Origin of the sequence: Levilactobacillus spicheri DSM 15429, assembly GCF_001435095.1 — a bacterium.
GTDB classification, from domain to species: Bacteria; Bacillota; Bacilli; order Lactobacillales; family Lactobacillaceae; genus Levilactobacillus; species Levilactobacillus spicheri.
On sequence record NZ_AZFC01000035.1, the window covers coordinates 523,553 to 538,594 of the forward strand.

13 protein-coding genes are annotated in these 15,042 nt (G+C 57.3%); all 13 read right to left on the reverse strand.

The genetic code is table 11. The features are described 5' to 3' along the window. Positions 1 to 345: 345 nt before the first annotated feature. The 13 genes from FD37_RS11230 to rsmG all read right to left on the reverse strand — a co-directional run bounded on the left by FD37_RS11230 (position 346) and on the right by rsmG (position 14,172). Positions 346 to 2,055, reverse strand: a complete 1,710-nt coding sequence (locus FD37_RS11230; protein ID WP_056965331.1) for a 6-pyruvoyl-tetrahydropterin synthase-related protein — start codon at positions 2,053 to 2,055, stop codon at positions 346 to 348. A 41-nt stretch (positions 2,056 to 2,096) separates the two neighbouring features. Then, positions 2,097 to 3,743: an ArnT family glycosyltransferase gene (locus tag FD37_RS11235; protein WP_056965332.1), complete on the reverse strand. Its 1,647-nt coding sequence runs from the start codon at positions 3,741 to 3,743 to the stop codon at positions 2,097 to 2,099. An 856-nt stretch (positions 3,744 to 4,599) separates the two neighbouring features. Further along, positions 4,600 to 5,061: a hypothetical protein gene (locus FD37_RS11240; RefSeq protein ID WP_056965333.1), complete on the reverse strand. Its 462-nt coding sequence runs from the start codon at positions 5,059 to 5,061 to the stop codon at positions 4,600 to 4,602. Between the two features lie 265 nt (positions 5,062 to 5,326). After that, positions 5,327 to 6,979 carry an ArnT family glycosyltransferase gene (locus tag FD37_RS11245; RefSeq protein WP_056965334.1) on the reverse strand — a complete coding sequence of 551 codons (1,653 nt, stop codon included), beginning with the start codon at positions 6,977 to 6,979 and terminating at the stop codon, positions 5,327 to 5,329. A gap of 176 nt (positions 6,980 to 7,155) precedes the next feature. Beyond that, the gene (locus FD37_RS11250) at positions 7,156 to 7,533 is read right to left on the reverse strand and encodes a hypothetical protein (protein WP_056965335.1); all 378 of its coding nucleotides are present in this window, start codon (positions 7,531 to 7,533) and stop codon (positions 7,156 to 7,158) included. A 170-nt stretch (positions 7,534 to 7,703) separates the two neighbouring features. Continuing rightward, the gene (locus tag FD37_RS11255) at positions 7,704 to 8,396 is read right to left on the reverse strand and encodes a hypothetical protein (RefSeq protein WP_056965336.1); all 693 of its coding nucleotides are present in this window, start codon (positions 8,394 to 8,396) and stop codon (positions 7,704 to 7,706) included. A gap of 466 nt (positions 8,397 to 8,862) precedes the next feature. Beyond that, on the reverse strand, positions 8,863 to 9,588 hold the full coding sequence (locus FD37_RS11260) for a DUF1129 domain-containing protein (RefSeq protein ID WP_045806374.1): 726 nt from the start codon (positions 9,586 to 9,588) through the stop codon (positions 8,863 to 8,865). A 15-nt stretch (positions 9,589 to 9,603) separates the two neighbouring features. Continuing rightward, complete coding sequence (gene ychF, locus FD37_RS11265; protein WP_045806373.1) at positions 9,604 to 10,704, reverse strand: redox-regulated ATPase YchF; 1,101 nt, start codon at positions 10,702 to 10,704, stop codon at positions 9,604 to 9,606. A 5-nt stretch (positions 10,705 to 10,709) separates the two neighbouring features. Continuing rightward, a complete protein-coding gene (locus FD37_RS11270) occupies positions 10,710 to 10,919 on the reverse strand; it encodes a DUF951 domain-containing protein (protein WP_045806372.1) in 210 nt (69 codons plus the stop codon). 14 nt (positions 10,920 to 10,933) lie between these two features. Then, positions 10,934 to 11,818: a ParB/RepB/Spo0J family partition protein gene (locus tag FD37_RS11275; RefSeq protein WP_045806371.1), complete on the reverse strand. Its 885-nt coding sequence runs from the start codon at positions 11,816 to 11,818 to the stop codon at positions 10,934 to 10,936. Continuing rightward, positions 11,808 to 12,575, reverse strand: a complete 768-nt coding sequence (locus FD37_RS11280) for a ParA family protein (protein ID WP_045806370.1) — start codon at positions 12,573 to 12,575, stop codon at positions 11,808 to 11,810. Before FD37_RS11280 ends, FD37_RS11275 begins: the two co-directional genes overlap by 11 nt. Positions 12,576 to 12,589: 14 nt before the next feature. Then, positions 12,590 to 13,423, reverse strand: a complete 834-nt coding sequence (noc, locus tag FD37_RS11285; RefSeq protein WP_056965337.1) for a nucleoid occlusion protein — start codon at positions 13,421 to 13,423, stop codon at positions 12,590 to 12,592. 20 nt (positions 13,424 to 13,443) lie between these two features. Beyond that, the gene (gene rsmG / locus FD37_RS11290; RefSeq protein ID WP_045806368.1) at positions 13,444 to 14,172 is read right to left on the reverse strand and encodes a 16S rRNA (guanine(527)-N(7))-methyltransferase RsmG; all 729 of its coding nucleotides are present in this window, start codon (positions 14,170 to 14,172) and stop codon (positions 13,444 to 13,446) included. Between the last annotated feature and the right edge of the window lie 870 nt (positions 14,173 to 15,042).

Consider the following 15,042-nt stretch of genomic DNA (forward strand, 5'->3'; position numbering starts at 1 on the left):
GAGATCCCCCGGCTAAGAACAATTTCACTACGAGGAATCAAGTCGGCTCTGTTCCGCTAACGGTGTGGTAATTTGTTTTAAGTGTCGTGGTCATCCTACCAGATGGCGACAAACGTTCCGGAAGTTGGCGTACTGAGTTTGTTTCCCGTTATCTTCCCATGAACGACTATGTCAGCGGAACAGAGGCGACTTGCTGACCGTGGTGAAATTGATGTTACCAGGTGTTTTATGCCCGGTTACATCAAGGCCGAGCTCTGGAGACCACGCTTTTGGTGGGCTTCAGAGTCGTACCCACCTCGGTCGGCTTGCTCGCCGGCGTGGAGCGAATGATACGCGCCACCGGAGTCAGTCTTTCGACAGCCCCGCCTTTTGTCGGCGGAACCAGCGATAAGCCATGGTGCCCAGCAGGCCCAGCCACGTCAGCAACGATACCCAACCGGTCAAACGCTGGATCGGCGTTCGCTGGTAGACGTAGCGAATCTGGCTATTGCCTGCCGGCACCTTCACGTGCACGACCCCGTTCGCGTCCAGCCGCGGTTGTTGTTCCCGGTTGTTCACGTAGACGTGGTAGCCGGTGTAGTAGATCTGCGGCAACTTGATGCGTTGAGCCACCGTGCTGTGCAGGTTATAGATCAGCCCATTTGGCAAGTTCTGCCCCTGTTGCTGCTGCAGGGTGGTCGGCACCTGCCCGTTCGGCTGCGTGTTCATGACCGGAATCGAGTGCGTCCGGACCGCGGCCATCGAGACCTGGCCCTTCTGCGCCACGTAGTCCGTGGTGGTGTCCTGAGTCGCCGTCGCCTGGTAATTGGCGTTGGTGACGATCTTATTGGTCCCCTGCCCGACTTGCCGGTAGAGGCGTTCACTGGTGCTCATCGACAGCCCCACGGCCACCACCGCGGCCAAGGGGATCAACCACCACTGTCGGTTGGTGTTGAGCGCGTGACAGACGATCAGCAGCGCCCGCGTGCCGACCAGCGACAACGGGAAGCAGCCCAAGGCCAGGAAGCGCCACGGAAATTGGATGACGCCGAGCATCCCCTGAAACAGCCCCCACGGAAAGAGGTTGGTCGCCATGAAGACGAAGACCCACCCCAGGATCAGGCAGTAGCGGTCAAAGGCGGTGAGTCGCTTCCACGCCACGATGGCCAGGACCGTCAGGATCAGGAACAGCACCCCGAAGTTGATCTGGTTCGACGCCGTGGCGTTGTCCAGCGAGTTACTGAGGAGGTCACCCAATTGGGTCGCACTATCGGCCAGCGTGTACTGGGCCACCCCCAGCTTGCCGACCTGCTTGAGCTGCTCGACCAAGGGGCCCAGAAAACTCAGGGACAGGAGAATCGCCGTCCCGGTCGCCAGGCCCAGGTGTTGGAGCCGACGCCCCAGCTGGTCTCGGCGCAGGACCCACATGCTGAGCATGATGACCACGCCCACGGCACACAGGACCAGCGAGATCACGTGAGTCAGCGCGATCAACGCCATACCGATGGCCAGCCAGTACCAGCGCCGGTCGTCCCCGACAGTCAGGCAGTAGATGCCGTAGAAGATCAGCGGCAGAAAGGCAAAGACGATGCCCTCAGCCAGCGCCCCGCGGACGAAGAAGTCCAGGAACCGGTACTGCGCGAAGCCGTAGATGACGGCGACCAGGAAGCCCTGGGCCCGGCTTTTCAGGATGCGCTGGGCCGTAAACGCCGCGATGCCCAGCGTGACCAGGTTCAACAGGATCAGGTAGACGTAGTAGCCGCCCACCCCGGTCGCCACGGCCTGGATCCAGGCCGCCGGAATCAGTGACAGCGCCGGGTAAAACAGGTTGATGGGGTAGCCCCAGGCGCTAAACGCCGTGGTGGCGACCGCCGGGATCTGGAACCAGTTGCCGCTGAGCTTGAAGGCCTGGTAGAGCCCCTGAATCCGGTTCAGGTGAAAGCCCAGGTCATCCCCGGTGTAGAGCTTGCCGGAAAAGCCCCAGGGCAGGATCCACAGGAGACTTAAGATGACGAAGGCCAACAGCTCCAGCTGCCACCAATACTTTTGAATCGTTTGTCGGAATACTTGTCGCATGTCCGGTGCCCCCCAAAAATCAATCGCGATGTCTGCTTAAGTTACTTCCGTTGAAACAGCCAGTAAGTGACGTTGACGTTTTCAAAACTTTGTGTGTGCTTGGCCACGAACCGGTAGTTCCGGTAGAGCGGCTTGGCCATGGTCGCCGTTCCCGGATTCAGGTTGCCCCCACTGATCTGGCCGACGTGGTACGGGTCGCCCCGCCACTTCTGCGGCGACTTGCCCAACGGCGTGTTGAAGACCACCCACTCGACCTTTTTCTGGCGAATGGCGTTGAGCTGGTCGTTGAGGATCGTCGGGTCACTCTTGGCCGGAATGTTGTAGTTTTGGAAGTAGTACTGGGTCGGCACGGCCCCCGACGCCGTGTAGAAGCCCATGTCGATCGAGCCATAGTTCAACAGCGTCATTTTACCGGTCGTCCGCGCGCGCATCAGGTCGGCAAATTCGGTCTGGGCCGGCTTCTGCGGCACCTTGGTCTGCTTGAGCGTGACCGAGGCGTTGTTGGGAAATAGCTTCGAACTGGTGAAGTTGTTGTTCACGCCCAGCACCAGGAAGAAGCTGACCAGCATGGTCGTCAGGATCGGCAACACGTCGTTGTCGCTGTGAATCGTAGCGCGGTCGAAGAGAAACTTGCTGAAGAAGATGAACGGCAGGACGAAGAACGGAAAGTAAGCCAGTTGATAGTACTGAAAGACGTTGCCGCTGCTGTACCCGTACAGGGCCAGCACGTCGCTGGTGAAGAAGGTCAGCAGGTACAGGACCTTGGTGAAGGTGTTTTTCAAGATGTCGCTCCGAAAGGTGATGGCCAGCGTCCCAATCAGGCCCAGGACGAAGAAGACCACGTTGGACAGGAAGAACTGCCCCAGCAGGCTGGCCGACTGGACCAGGTTCGAGAAGGCCGAGACCGACGACGTCATGTAGATGTGCGTATTAAAGTAGAAATAAACGCGGATGAAGCTGCTCAGGCCCCCGGTGACCGCAAAGTAGATCAGCCACGGCACCACGGCCAGCAGGAACCCGGCGCCACTCCAACCGATAACGCGGCGCAGCAGAGCCCAGTCCTTTCGCCGCAGCAGGTAGACCCCGAGTCCCAGGTAAAAGGCGATCCAGCTGCCCAGCAGCGTGTACTTCGCCAGGAAGATGATCCCCACGAAGAGGCCCTCGGTGAAGAACCACCAATGGCTGACCTGCAGGTGTTGGGCCCCCAGTAGCATGATCAGGTAGATCACCGACAGAATCAGCGGCAGGGCGAAGAATTCGACCGTGTCGCCGTAATCGTAGTACGGGTGGTACAGGAACAGGGCCGGCGACAGGATGCCCATCAGCAGCGCCTGGGGCCGTTTCAGAATCAGGCCGGCGATCTTGTAGGTCAGAAACATCGACGCGACCAGCGTGAACGTCTCGTAGACGTAGATGAAGAAGAAGCTACGGTGCGAGACCAGGTAGGCGATCCCGTGCAGCAGGTAGACGTACGGCCCCTTCTGCTCGAAGATGTCCTTGTAGACGACCTTGCCGTGCATCATGGCCTTGCCGACCGTGAAGAAGGCATTGTTGTCCGGCGAGTAGTCGAAGTAAAACGCGGGTGAGGTGTACGAACAGATCAACATGATGGCGATGCCCATCAGGGTAAACAGCGCCAGGTATTGGGCGCTGAGATTATTCAGTTTTGTTTTGAGTTTTGGTAACACCGTGCTAGCCTACTTCCTCTGGAATGTCCGGTGATGCGCGTTCGACCGCTGAGTGCGGCCCCGGTGCCCCTGTTGTGGGCAACCGGTCCCCGTGAACGCAGCTCCAGCCTACCATCCCCAGCGGCCGGCCGACCGTTGGAGCCTTGGTTTCGGCAAATTAAAGTTAGTGAACAAAAAAAGGTGCTAAGATGCTATGACGCTAAGGTGATAGATAGACGAAATCATTCGCTCCACGCCGGCGAGCAAGATGGTCGTGGTGGGCACGATTCTGAAGCCCTGTGAAACCCACACAGGTCTCCAGAACTCGGCCTTGATGTAACCGGGTAAAAAACACCCGGTAACATCAATTTCACCACGACCATCAAGTCGCCTCTGTTCCGCTGACCTAGTGACATGACCGCAACATCCCCTCACTGACAAATACTGGTCATCCATTTTGCGTTCGGCCATTTAGCCGGGCTGTCTCTAATGGCGGCTTACCATCTGGCTACTACGATTTAGCCATTGTTATGCGTCATGAATGAACGATATTTAACGTTTGACGCCTATTCTGTACGCTGACTGATCAGTGGTGCCGACAATCTCAGCCGAGAGGGAGGTCAGAATGGGGCTCAGTAGCCTCGTTTCTGTAATCCGGGTGGGTTGCCCGGATTACAGAAAGGCCGAGCTTTGAGATCGTCGCGGTTCTTGCGAGGAGCTCAAAGTCGTGCCGGCTACGTTCCAGCCCCAGGCTGACCGACCGGTAGGCGACTGCCAGCGACCATCTTGCTCGCCGGCGTGGAGCGAGTGTTCTCACACAACGCAAAAAAAGGAGCCCAGGACCAACGTCCCAGACTCCCCAAATATATCTAATTGATTACTTCTTGATGCTGAACTTAACCGTGTAGGTCTTGTAACCCTTTTGGGCAACGGAAGCCTTGAAGGACTTCTTGCTCTTGTTCAGCTTCTTAGCTTGCTTCTTGCTCAACTTAACAGTCAGCTTACCGCTCTTCTTCACGGAAACATTCTTGACCGTTTGGTTCTTGGCGTTCTTCAACGTGATCTTAGAACCCTTACGAACTTGCTTCAGAACAACCTTCCGCGCGTTCTTCTTGTACTTCTTAGCCAACTTGACCCGCTTCTTGGCAGGAACCGCCTTGGCCTTCTTGGTAGCCTTCTTAACAGAAGAAGACGCCACAACGCTGGATGAGACCCCGGATGCATTGCTGCCACTGTTAGCTGCGGCTTCGCCACCGGCGGCGTTCGCCGTGGTTGCGATGGCGCCACCCAGAGTGACAACGGCAACTAACGCTAAGACATAACTAAAAACTTTTTTCATGACCAATTTCCCCCTACAGAAAATTATGTAATTTTGAGTCACCTAACAATTTAGCTAACTCACTTGTTAAGTGTAGGATTCTGGATGAATGGTGTCAAGACAACATTATTAAAAACAAAATATATTTTTCATATCAGTCATTTGGTATGAAAATTAACGTGATAACCACGGCAGGACCCACAGGAGGCTCAGCCCCAAAAACAGGCCGGCTTCTAAGGCCCACCCGTGAGCCCGACAAACTTGTTTTAAGTGATCCATGGTCGCCCTACTTTCGCTGGAACAACCAGTACGTCACGTGGTTGTTCTCAAAATACTGGGTGTGCTTGGCGGTCAAGCGGTAATGGCGGTACAGGGTCTTGGCCAGCTTGGCCGTCCCCGGGTTCATGTCGCCGCCGGAGATCTTTCCCGTCCCGTTACCGTGCCAGTTCCGCACGGTGCGGTTCTTCGGCGTGTTCAGGACCACCCACTCCGTTTTTTGGTGCCGGATGGACCGGACCTGCGACGTCAGGATCTCCGGGGCGGCCGACCGCGGCACGTTATAGTTTTGGAAATAATACTGCGTCGGCACCGCACCCGAGCTGGTGTAGAAGCCCATGTCGATCGACCCGTAGTTCAACAGGGTCATTGCCCGGTGCGCCGGCGTCTTCTGCCGCATCAACCGACCGAAGACCAGCTGGGCCGGCTGTTGGGGCTTGCGCGTGTGGCGCTCCGTCACCGACGAGTTGTTGGGAAACAGCCGTGAATCGGTCACGTTATCGTTAACTCCCAGGACCAAGAAGACGCTCAAGACCATCGTCGTCAGGATGATAAACGGGTCGTCGTAGGCCGCCAACCCCAGGCGTTTCAACACGCGCCCCACGAAATAAATCAGGGGCAACACGAAGAACGGAAAGTAGGCCAGCTGATAGTACAGGTACACGGTATTGGTCTGGTAGCCGTAGACCGCCAGGAGGTCACTCACCACGAAGACCAGCAGGTACAGCCCCTTGGCGAAGGTCGTGCGGAAGATGTCGTCGGTGAAGATGATCACCAGCGTCCCCACCAGTCCCAGCACGAAGAACAGCACGTCGCCCAGGTAGAACTGCGACAGCAGGATGGCCGACTGAATCAGCTTCGAAAAGGCCGAGACCGACGACGCGATGTAGGCGTGGGTGTTAAAGACGATGTAGACGTTGATGAAGGCCCCCAGGGACTTGGTCGCCAGAAAGTACAGCAGCCACGGCACCGTGGTCACCAGAAAACCGGCGCCACTGGCCAGCACCAGCCGCCGCAGCACCGTCCACTGGCGGTTGATCAGCAGCGCGCCCCCCAGCACCAGGTAAAAGGCGATCCAGGCGCCCAGCAGGGTGTACTTGGACAGAAAGACGATGCCGACCAGGCCGCCCTGCACCGCGAACCACCAGGGGCTGACGGCCGCGACGCCGCGCTGGTCGATCAGCACGATCAGGTAGATCAGCGACAGGATCAGCGGAATCACGAAGAACTCCACCGTGTCCCCGTAATCGTAGTACGGGTGGTACAGGAACAGAACCGGCGAGACCAGCGCCAGGACAAAGCTCCCCAGCTCGGTCAGACGCAGGCGCCGCGCCAGGTAGTAGGTCAGCGTCATGGCCGCGACCAGGACCAGGACTTCCATCCCAAAGATCAGGATGAAGCTGCGGTGCGAGACCAGGTAGGCCAACCCGTGTAGCCAGTACACGTAGGGCCCCTTTTGCTCGAAGATGTCCTTATAGGGCACGATGCCGTGCATCATGGCCTTGCCCACCGTGAAAAACGCGTTGTTGTCCGGTGAGTAATCAAAGTAAAAGACCGGCGACGTGTACGAACAGATGGCCATTAGTAAGCAACCAACAATTGCTAAGAGGGCAATGTATTGGGCATCGTGTCGCGTCAACCAGCGTTTCAGCGTTATTTTCAACTTGTAACTCTCCTCCCCATTCGGCCACCAATTTATGGAAGCCTTTCTTAGTTTCCTCTAAACCGCGGGGGAACTCAAGGGCCAAATGGGACGGATTGCGAAAAAACAGGCAGGGAATTCTGATGGCGAGAATTCCCTGCCTGTTTTGATACTCCCCGTGCGGTCTGGCTTGTTACCTAGACCCGGACGCGCTGCGTGTACTGCTGCTGAATCCCGGCCAGCACGGTCACGGACACATGCTTGCCGTCCTTGGCGACTCGGTGGGCCTGGTGCGGGCTCAAGCGCACGGTGAAGGCCCCGCGGGTGGTCACGGTGACCAGGGTCACCACGCGGTCCCGGTCACTCTTGACCACCACGACCATCCCCGGTCGGCCGCCACGAAACACCAATTGGCGGCGTTTCGCGCGGTACTTCTTCAAGCGCAGCCGCGAGGTTGCGGTGACCGCTTGCGCCTGGGGCAAAAACAACGTGGTCGCCGACGCATCGGCTGCCACGGCCCCCGTTTCCGCGACACACATGACGGGCTGGCCCGTCTCTTTTCGTTGATCTGACATACTGGTCTGAACCCCTCTCCATCAAATGCCTCGAGTATACCGGTGTGGCCGGCCCCACGGCAAGCCAACCGGCTCCAAACGGCGTAAGTCGGCATAATGATCCTTATGAAAGCCCTCTGCTATAACAAAAAAAGCCACACCCCGCGGCGTGACTCTCTTCATCGATTCTCTTACTTGTAGATGGTGTAGTCCTTTTCAAAGACCCGGTAGCCCTTATCGGAGACTACGTAATCAAAGTGCTTGCCGAAGCGATCCAACTTCCGCGCTTGCTTCTTGCTCAACTTGATCTCAAAGGATCCGTTGCGCTTAACGTCGTAGCGCTTGACGAATTGACCGTACCGGTTCCGTAAGGTGACGACTTCACCCTTGCGGCCCTTGCTGAAGAAGATATCCCGTTCACCACGGTAGTAGTGGTGCACGCCCCGGATCTTCTCGCTGCTGGTGAACCGCTTCAGAGCCCGCTTCTTAGGCGTTGGCAAACTCCGCGCCGGTGCGACAGAACTGCTGCTGGAACTGGAAACCGGCGTGCTGGAAGCCGTTGCGGTTGGCGCACTCGCGTTGCCCGCATCGTAGTAGTCTTCGATCCACCAGATAATGTCCTCAAAGCCGTTATCCGATGACGAACTGCTGCTTGAATCTAAGTTCCGGTTAGACGTCGCACTGCTCGAGCTGGCAATGCTGTCGCTGGCCGCAGAACTGCTGCTGGCCGACGAAGAACTCGAGGCGACCGAACTGGTGCCAGCGCCACTGTTTCCACTAGCAGCGTTAGCGGCGTTGCCATCGGCATTGGCGGATGTTGCGGCGACACCGGCCAGTGACAAGGCTGCGACTAACCCCAAAGCATATCCAAAGACTCGCTTCATGAAAACTCCCCCTTAAACAAGTTAATCCATTGGTAGTCGTCTTCTATCCGGCTATCTGACTTCATTCTAGAAAGCCGCGAAAAGCGTGTCAAGAATCGGTCTTGGACCGCCCATTTACCAACCACGTCGTTGTGGAGACTATGCCGAGAGCCCTTGGCACCCGTGCGTTTTCGGCCGACCAGCTTTCCCGGTGGTTAGCCCAAGATAGTTAACTTTGCCCCTTCAGTTTTCAGTCGTTTTCACCCTTAACAAACAATCTGTCATGTGTCTGAAAAGTCCGGCCCTTTAACGGCTGACCCATCAAAAAATGCCGCCCACCAGTGGTGAACGGCATTGGAAAATCGGTTATTTTATAGATTGGCAGGGGTCGGCGCTTCACGCCGGCGAGCAAGCTGCGCGGAAGCAATCGGCAGCTACCACCATTTGAACTCACATGCCATTAGGCGGGCGGCCAATCAACTAACTCTTAACCGAAGAACCCGCCCCGAATCGGGTAGCGGTGCCGCAGCCAGAACATCGCGGCGATGGACAGCACGCCTAAGATGATACTTGGCCATGGCATCAGCACAGGGTTGATGGCGCGTGGTAAGAGTTGAACCAGGTAGAACATCGCCATCCAGACCAAAAAGCCCAGAACGACCAGGGAGACCCGAATCCAGCCGTTGTACTTGTGCTTGATCTTCGGGTCGAACAGCCGCGGCATGATCGGCAGGATGAACCCGGCGACCAGCGCACTGATCAGGATCGCGGTGATCCCCACTGGACTGCTGGTCTGCATCAGCTTTGGCGAGAAGAGGTACATGATCCCGAACATCAGGTTAAAGATCATGAAGAACGTCAGGGAGTTGTACGCCATGTTTGGCCAGTAGTTCGGCCCCCCGATGACGGCCGTGTCCTTGACGGGGCCGTCGACCACCAGCTTGACGCGCTCGTCGATGTCCCCGTAGAGGTTCTTGGCGGTCTTCCCGCTCTTCTGACCGGCGACCAGCTCGTTGACCATGTCTTGCACGGCCGCGGCCTTTTTGTCGGGACTCAGCTTGGTGTTCTCCAGCGCCTTGTTAAAACGGTACATGTATTCGGCATTCCGCTTGGTCAGCCCCAGGTTATCGAAGGCCGCCCGTTCGCTCACGGCGACGGTGTTGCGGTTCTGCCGCACCCCGGCGTTACGGGGCTGCTTATTTTCTTCACTCATGAATTTGGTTCCCTTCTAGACGTTGAAACGGAATTCGACGATGTCACCATCGTGCATCACGTAGTCTTTTCCTTCGACCCGTAGCTTGCCGGCATCCTTCACGGCCGCTTCGGTCTTGTACTGATCCAGGTCGTCAAAAGCCATGACCTCGGCCCGAATGAACCCGCGTTCGAAGTCGGAATGGATGATTCCGGCCGCTTGGGGGGCCTTGGTGCCGGCCTTGTATGTCCACGCCCGGGTTTCCTTCCCGCCGGCCGTGAAGAAGGTCTCCAGCCCTAAGAGGTGGTAGGAAGCCCGAATCAACCGGTTCAAACCGGGTTCTTCGACGCCCTCCGCCTCCAGGAAGTCCTTCTTTTCGTCATCGTCGAGTTCGGCGATCTCTTCTTCGGCTTCGGCGGCCACGGCAATGGCTTCGGCGCCTTCCTTGGCGGCGTAGTCCTGAATGGTCTTGAAGTACTTGGAGTTCTCGGGATCGGCCATGTCGTCTTCGGCGATGTTGGCCACGTAGAGGACCGGCTTGCTGGTCAGCAGGAACAGGCCCTTCACGATCTTTTGTTCGTCTTCGTCAAAGTCCAGTGAGCGCACGGCGCCCCCTTCTTCGAGGACCGGCTTGATCTTCTCGAGAACGGCCAATTCCGCCTTGGCTTCCTTGTCGCTGCCCTTAGCGGCGCGTTCGACCTTGGCCAAGCGCTTGTTGACGGCGTCCAGGTCGGACAGACCGAGCTCCAGGTTAATGGTCTCGATGTCGTCGATGGGGTCGACTTTCCCGGTGACGTGGGTGATGTTGTCGTCGTCAAAGGCCCGCACGACGTGGACGATGGCATCGACCTGGCGAATGTTTTCCAGGAATTGGTTCCCCAGACCTTCACCCTTGCTGGCCCCCTTGACGATCCCGGCGATGTCGGTAAATTCGAACGTGGTCGGGACGACTTTCTTGGCGGGAATCAGTTCTTGAATCCGGTCCAGCCGCTTGTCCGGCACTTCGACCATCCCGACGTTGGGGTCGATCGTGGCGAACGGGTAGTTGGCCATTTCGGCCCCGGCATTGGTAATCGCGTTAAATAACGTTGACTTCCCCACGTTGGGCAAACCAACGATTCCTGCAGTTAATGACATAAAGCTTATTCACTCTTTTCTGAATTTTCGGCATCGGCCTTGCGGACCAGTACCTTCTTTAGTTTCTTCTCAAATTCGCGCCGGGACAACATGACCACGTGCCCACAGTTGGTGCACTTGATCTTGATGTCGGCACCCATCCGGGTAATCTCCCAGCGGTTGGCGCCGCACGGATGCGGCTTCTTCATTTCCACTAAATCGCCTAAATCGTACATAGCCATCCCTCCAGTTAATCCGATTGAATGTTCAACAACGCTAAGATGCGGTTCAGATCATCGTTCGAGAGGTACTCAATCTCGATGTGTCCCTGATGATCGTCGTGACTGCTCTGGTTGATGGAGACCTGCGTGCCAAAGCGTTCTTGGAGCTGGTTCTCCGTCGAGCGCAGGAACGGCGACTTCTTCTTGGCCGGCTTCTTGGCGAGCTTCTTGGCCGCGCCGTTCAGCTTGCCGACCTCGGCCTCCAGGGCCCGCACGGTCATCCCCTCGTCGACGGCCCGCTTAGCCAGTGCGACCAGCTTGGTCTTGTCCTTCAGGGAGAGCAGCGTCCGCGCCTGGCCCATCGACAGCTGGTTATGCTGCAGCATGTCCTTGACCAGCTTGGGCAGGCCTAAGAGCCGCAGGTAGTTGGCGATGTAGGGCCGACTCTTGCCCAGTCGTTCGGAGACCTGGGCCTGCGTCAGCGTCAACTTGGTCATCAACGTATCGTAGGCTTCGGCCTCTTCCAGGGGCGTGAGGTCCTCGCGTTGGAGGTTCTCCAGCACGGCGATCTCCATCATCTGTTCCTCGGTCACGTCGCGGATGATGCCCGGAATCGTGGTCTTGCCGGCCAGCTTCGACGCCCGGTAGCGCCGTTCGCCGGCTAAGATCTCGTAGCGGTGCATCCGCTTATCCGGTTGCCGCACGATAATCGGTTGAAACACGCCGGTCTTCTTGATCGACGCGGCCAGGTCATCGAGCCCCTTCTGATCAAATTTTTGCCGGGGCTGGTACGGGTTGGGCCGAATGTCGGCCAACGTCAGGTCAACGACGGTCTCTTCCCCCGTGTCGACGCCATTTTCAGCAAACAGCGCGTCGATCCCGCGCCCTAAACTTTTCTCTTTCTTACTTGCCATGGGCAGCTAGCACTTCCTTTGCGAGTTCAGTGTACACCTCTGCACCTTTCGATTTTGGTGCGTAATCAATAATCGGCATCCCGTGACTCGGGGCCTCCGCCAACTGCACGTTGCGCGGAATAATCGTGGCATAGACCTTGTTTTGGAAATACTTCTTCACTTCTTCGTTGACCTGCTTGCCCAGGTTGGTCCGGGCATCGTACAGGGTCAACAGCACGCCTTCGATCTTCAGGTCGCGGTTGAAGTGCTTTTGGACCAACTTCACGGTGTTCAGCAGCTGGGTCAACCCCTCCAGCGCATAGTACTCACTCTGCACCGGAATCAGGATCGAGTCGGCCGCGGTAAACGCGTTGATGGTCAGCAGGCCCAACGATGGCGGACAGTCGATCAGGATGTAATCGTACTGGTCGCGCACGTCGTCGAGGGCGGCCTTCAGCCGGGTCTCCCGGGCCATCATCGGGGTCAACTCGATTTCGGCCCCGGACAGCTGAATCGTCGCCGGAACGATGTCCAACCCGGGATGTTGCGTGTGTAAAATGGCGTCTTGAATCGGGATCTCGTTGACTAACACGTCGTAGATTTCCCGCTCAATCGAGGCCTTTTGGATACCCACGCCACTGGTCGCGTTCCCCTGGGCATCGGTGTCGACCAGCAAGACGCGTTGGTCGTGACTGGCCAGCGCGGCGCCTAGGTTGACGCCGGTGGTCGTCTTGCCGACACCGCCCTTTTGATTGGCTAATGCGATAATATAACCCATTCTTCGTTCCACCTCTAGCTTTCTTTGGGAATGTCAATAATAATACGGTAATGGTCGGCCGTTTCCTCTTCCTTGGTAGTCAGCGGCAGGCCGGCATCGGTGACCATCTTGACCGACTGGCGAATCGTGTTGACCGCCACGCGGGTGTCGCCATTGACGCCCTGCTTGGTGATCTTGCGCCGGTGCTTGGGTTGCGCCTTCTGGGCAGCAATCAGCGCCTCGGTCTCCTTGACCGTCAATTGGCGGTCGACGATCTGGTGCAGGATGGTGGCCTGCTTGTCGGCCGTGACGGCCAGTAAGGCCCGCCCGTGCCGCTCGGTGATCTGTCGGTTCAGGATGGCCTCGCGAACGGGCTGCGAGAGCTTGAGCAGCCGCAGCTTGTTGGCCACGAAGCCCTGGCTCTTGCCGATGCCCTGGGCCAACTGGACCTGCGTCAGGTGGTTCAGCGCCATCAGTTGTTGGTAGGCCGTGGCCTCTTCGACGGCGGTGAGCTCCTCGCGTTGGAGGTTCTCGATCAATGCCATGGAGGCCGTCTCGTCGTCGTTGAAGTCCTCGATGATGGCCGGCACGTCGGTCCACTTCAGTTGGGAGATAGCCCGAAAGCGCCGTTCCCCCGCAATGATCTCGTAATGGTCCGGTTCGTACTGGCGCAGCACGATGGGCTGTAACAGCCCGTGTTCATCGATGGTCTGCGCGAGTTGCGTGATGGCCGTGGCGTCGAACCGCTGACGGGGTTGAAACCGGTTGGGAATGATCCGTGCCACCGGAATCATGACCACGTTTTGTTTCACGGGATGCGTCGGCCGCGACGCCTTCTCCCGATTATTTCCAAATAATGAAAATGGCAAAATGACTTACCTCCATCCCATTAATCTTCTAACGGCTCCCGGTTCGGTGTGCCGGCTTTCCGTGGGTAACGCTTGGGTGTTGCTTTGACCTTGTCGATGACCACGATGTGCCGCGGGTCGTGCGACTCCGGCAGCTCGAAGGCGTGGTCGGCACTGAGCTTGCCGCCCAGCGTGGTGATGGCCTTGTGGCTGACCGCCAGTTCATCGGCCGTCTTGGACGCCTTGAGCGCCACGAATTGGCCGCCGACCTTGGTCAACGGCAGGCACAGCTCGCTGAGCACGGACATCCGCGCCACGGCCCGCGCCGTGACCAGGTCGTAACCCTCACGGTGCGGCGCTCGTTTGCCGCCGAACTCCTCGGCCCGGGCGTGATGAAAGGCCACGCCGGTCAGGTTCAGCTTCGCCGCCAGCTCATTCAGGAAGGTGATTCGCTTGTTCAGCGAATCCACGATGCTGACCTGCAGCTGGGGGAAGACGATCTTCAACGGTAACGACGGGAAGCCCGCCCCGGCCCCGACGTCACAGAGCGTCAGGGGTTGATCCCGTAAGGCCGGCAAATAAAAAGCCGGTGTCAATGAGTCGTAGAAGTGCTTCAAATAGACCTCAGATTCATCGGTAATCGTGGTGAGATTCACGTGTTCGTTGGTCGCCACCAAAAAGTGATAGTACGTCGCAAACTGTTGCTCCTGGGTCGGCGTTAAGTCGATGCCCTGCTGAGCCAGTGCGGCCCGAAACTCTTCTGGATTCATGGTACCCTCCCAGTCTTTCTTTTCCTGTGAAACACGATTGTTTCACACCTGGTTATACTTTACCTTACTTATGCGCGAAACGCAACCGGTCTCCCGGTGCGGATTGACATCGTTTCCTATTATACCGAAAACTGAGCGCACATGAAACGGCTAGCACGTGAAAACCGTGGGTGGATTCTGGGAACGGTGTTTATCTCGACTTGTTAGCTAAATTCAGATAGACCAAAAGCCCCTAAGCAGTGACCGTGATGGCCATGCTTAGGGGCTCTGTTTTGTGTGTAATGCTGTGTCTCGTCATTCGCTGCACGCCGGCGAGCAAGATGGCCGAGTTCTGGCAACCTGGCGGAAGCTGGCGCACCGTTCTGTCGGCTTCATTTTCCCGCGGTGGGCACGATTCCGAAACCTCGCTAAACCCGCGAGTTTCCGGAACTCGGCCTGATTGTAAGCCGGCCCAAAACGCCGGCTAACAATCATTTCACCACGGGAAAAACGCCGACGCCACGGTGCTAGATAGTCGCTGGCCAACCACACTGGTTAAAGGGGTGGCATCTTAGCAGTTTTTTCACCAATCATCAATATAGTAATAGCTAAGCATGCACGTCTTGCTAGTTGATCAAAAAACGGTCGTGACATTAACTGGTCGTTTTGTCGCCAAACACCATCGCCACTTGACTACAGTGGCAGTTAAGACGAGGCAGCAAGATGACCACTATATCAAGATTGCTGGAGCGAAACTGGGTCAAGACCGTGAAATGGTGGTTGGTCAGCGTTCCTTGCTGACTTACCACAAGGCCGAGCTTCAAGACACGGGAACTTTCCGTGGCTCGAAGTCGTGCCCACGGTCGTCACGGCCCAGCTGAGCGGAAGCAA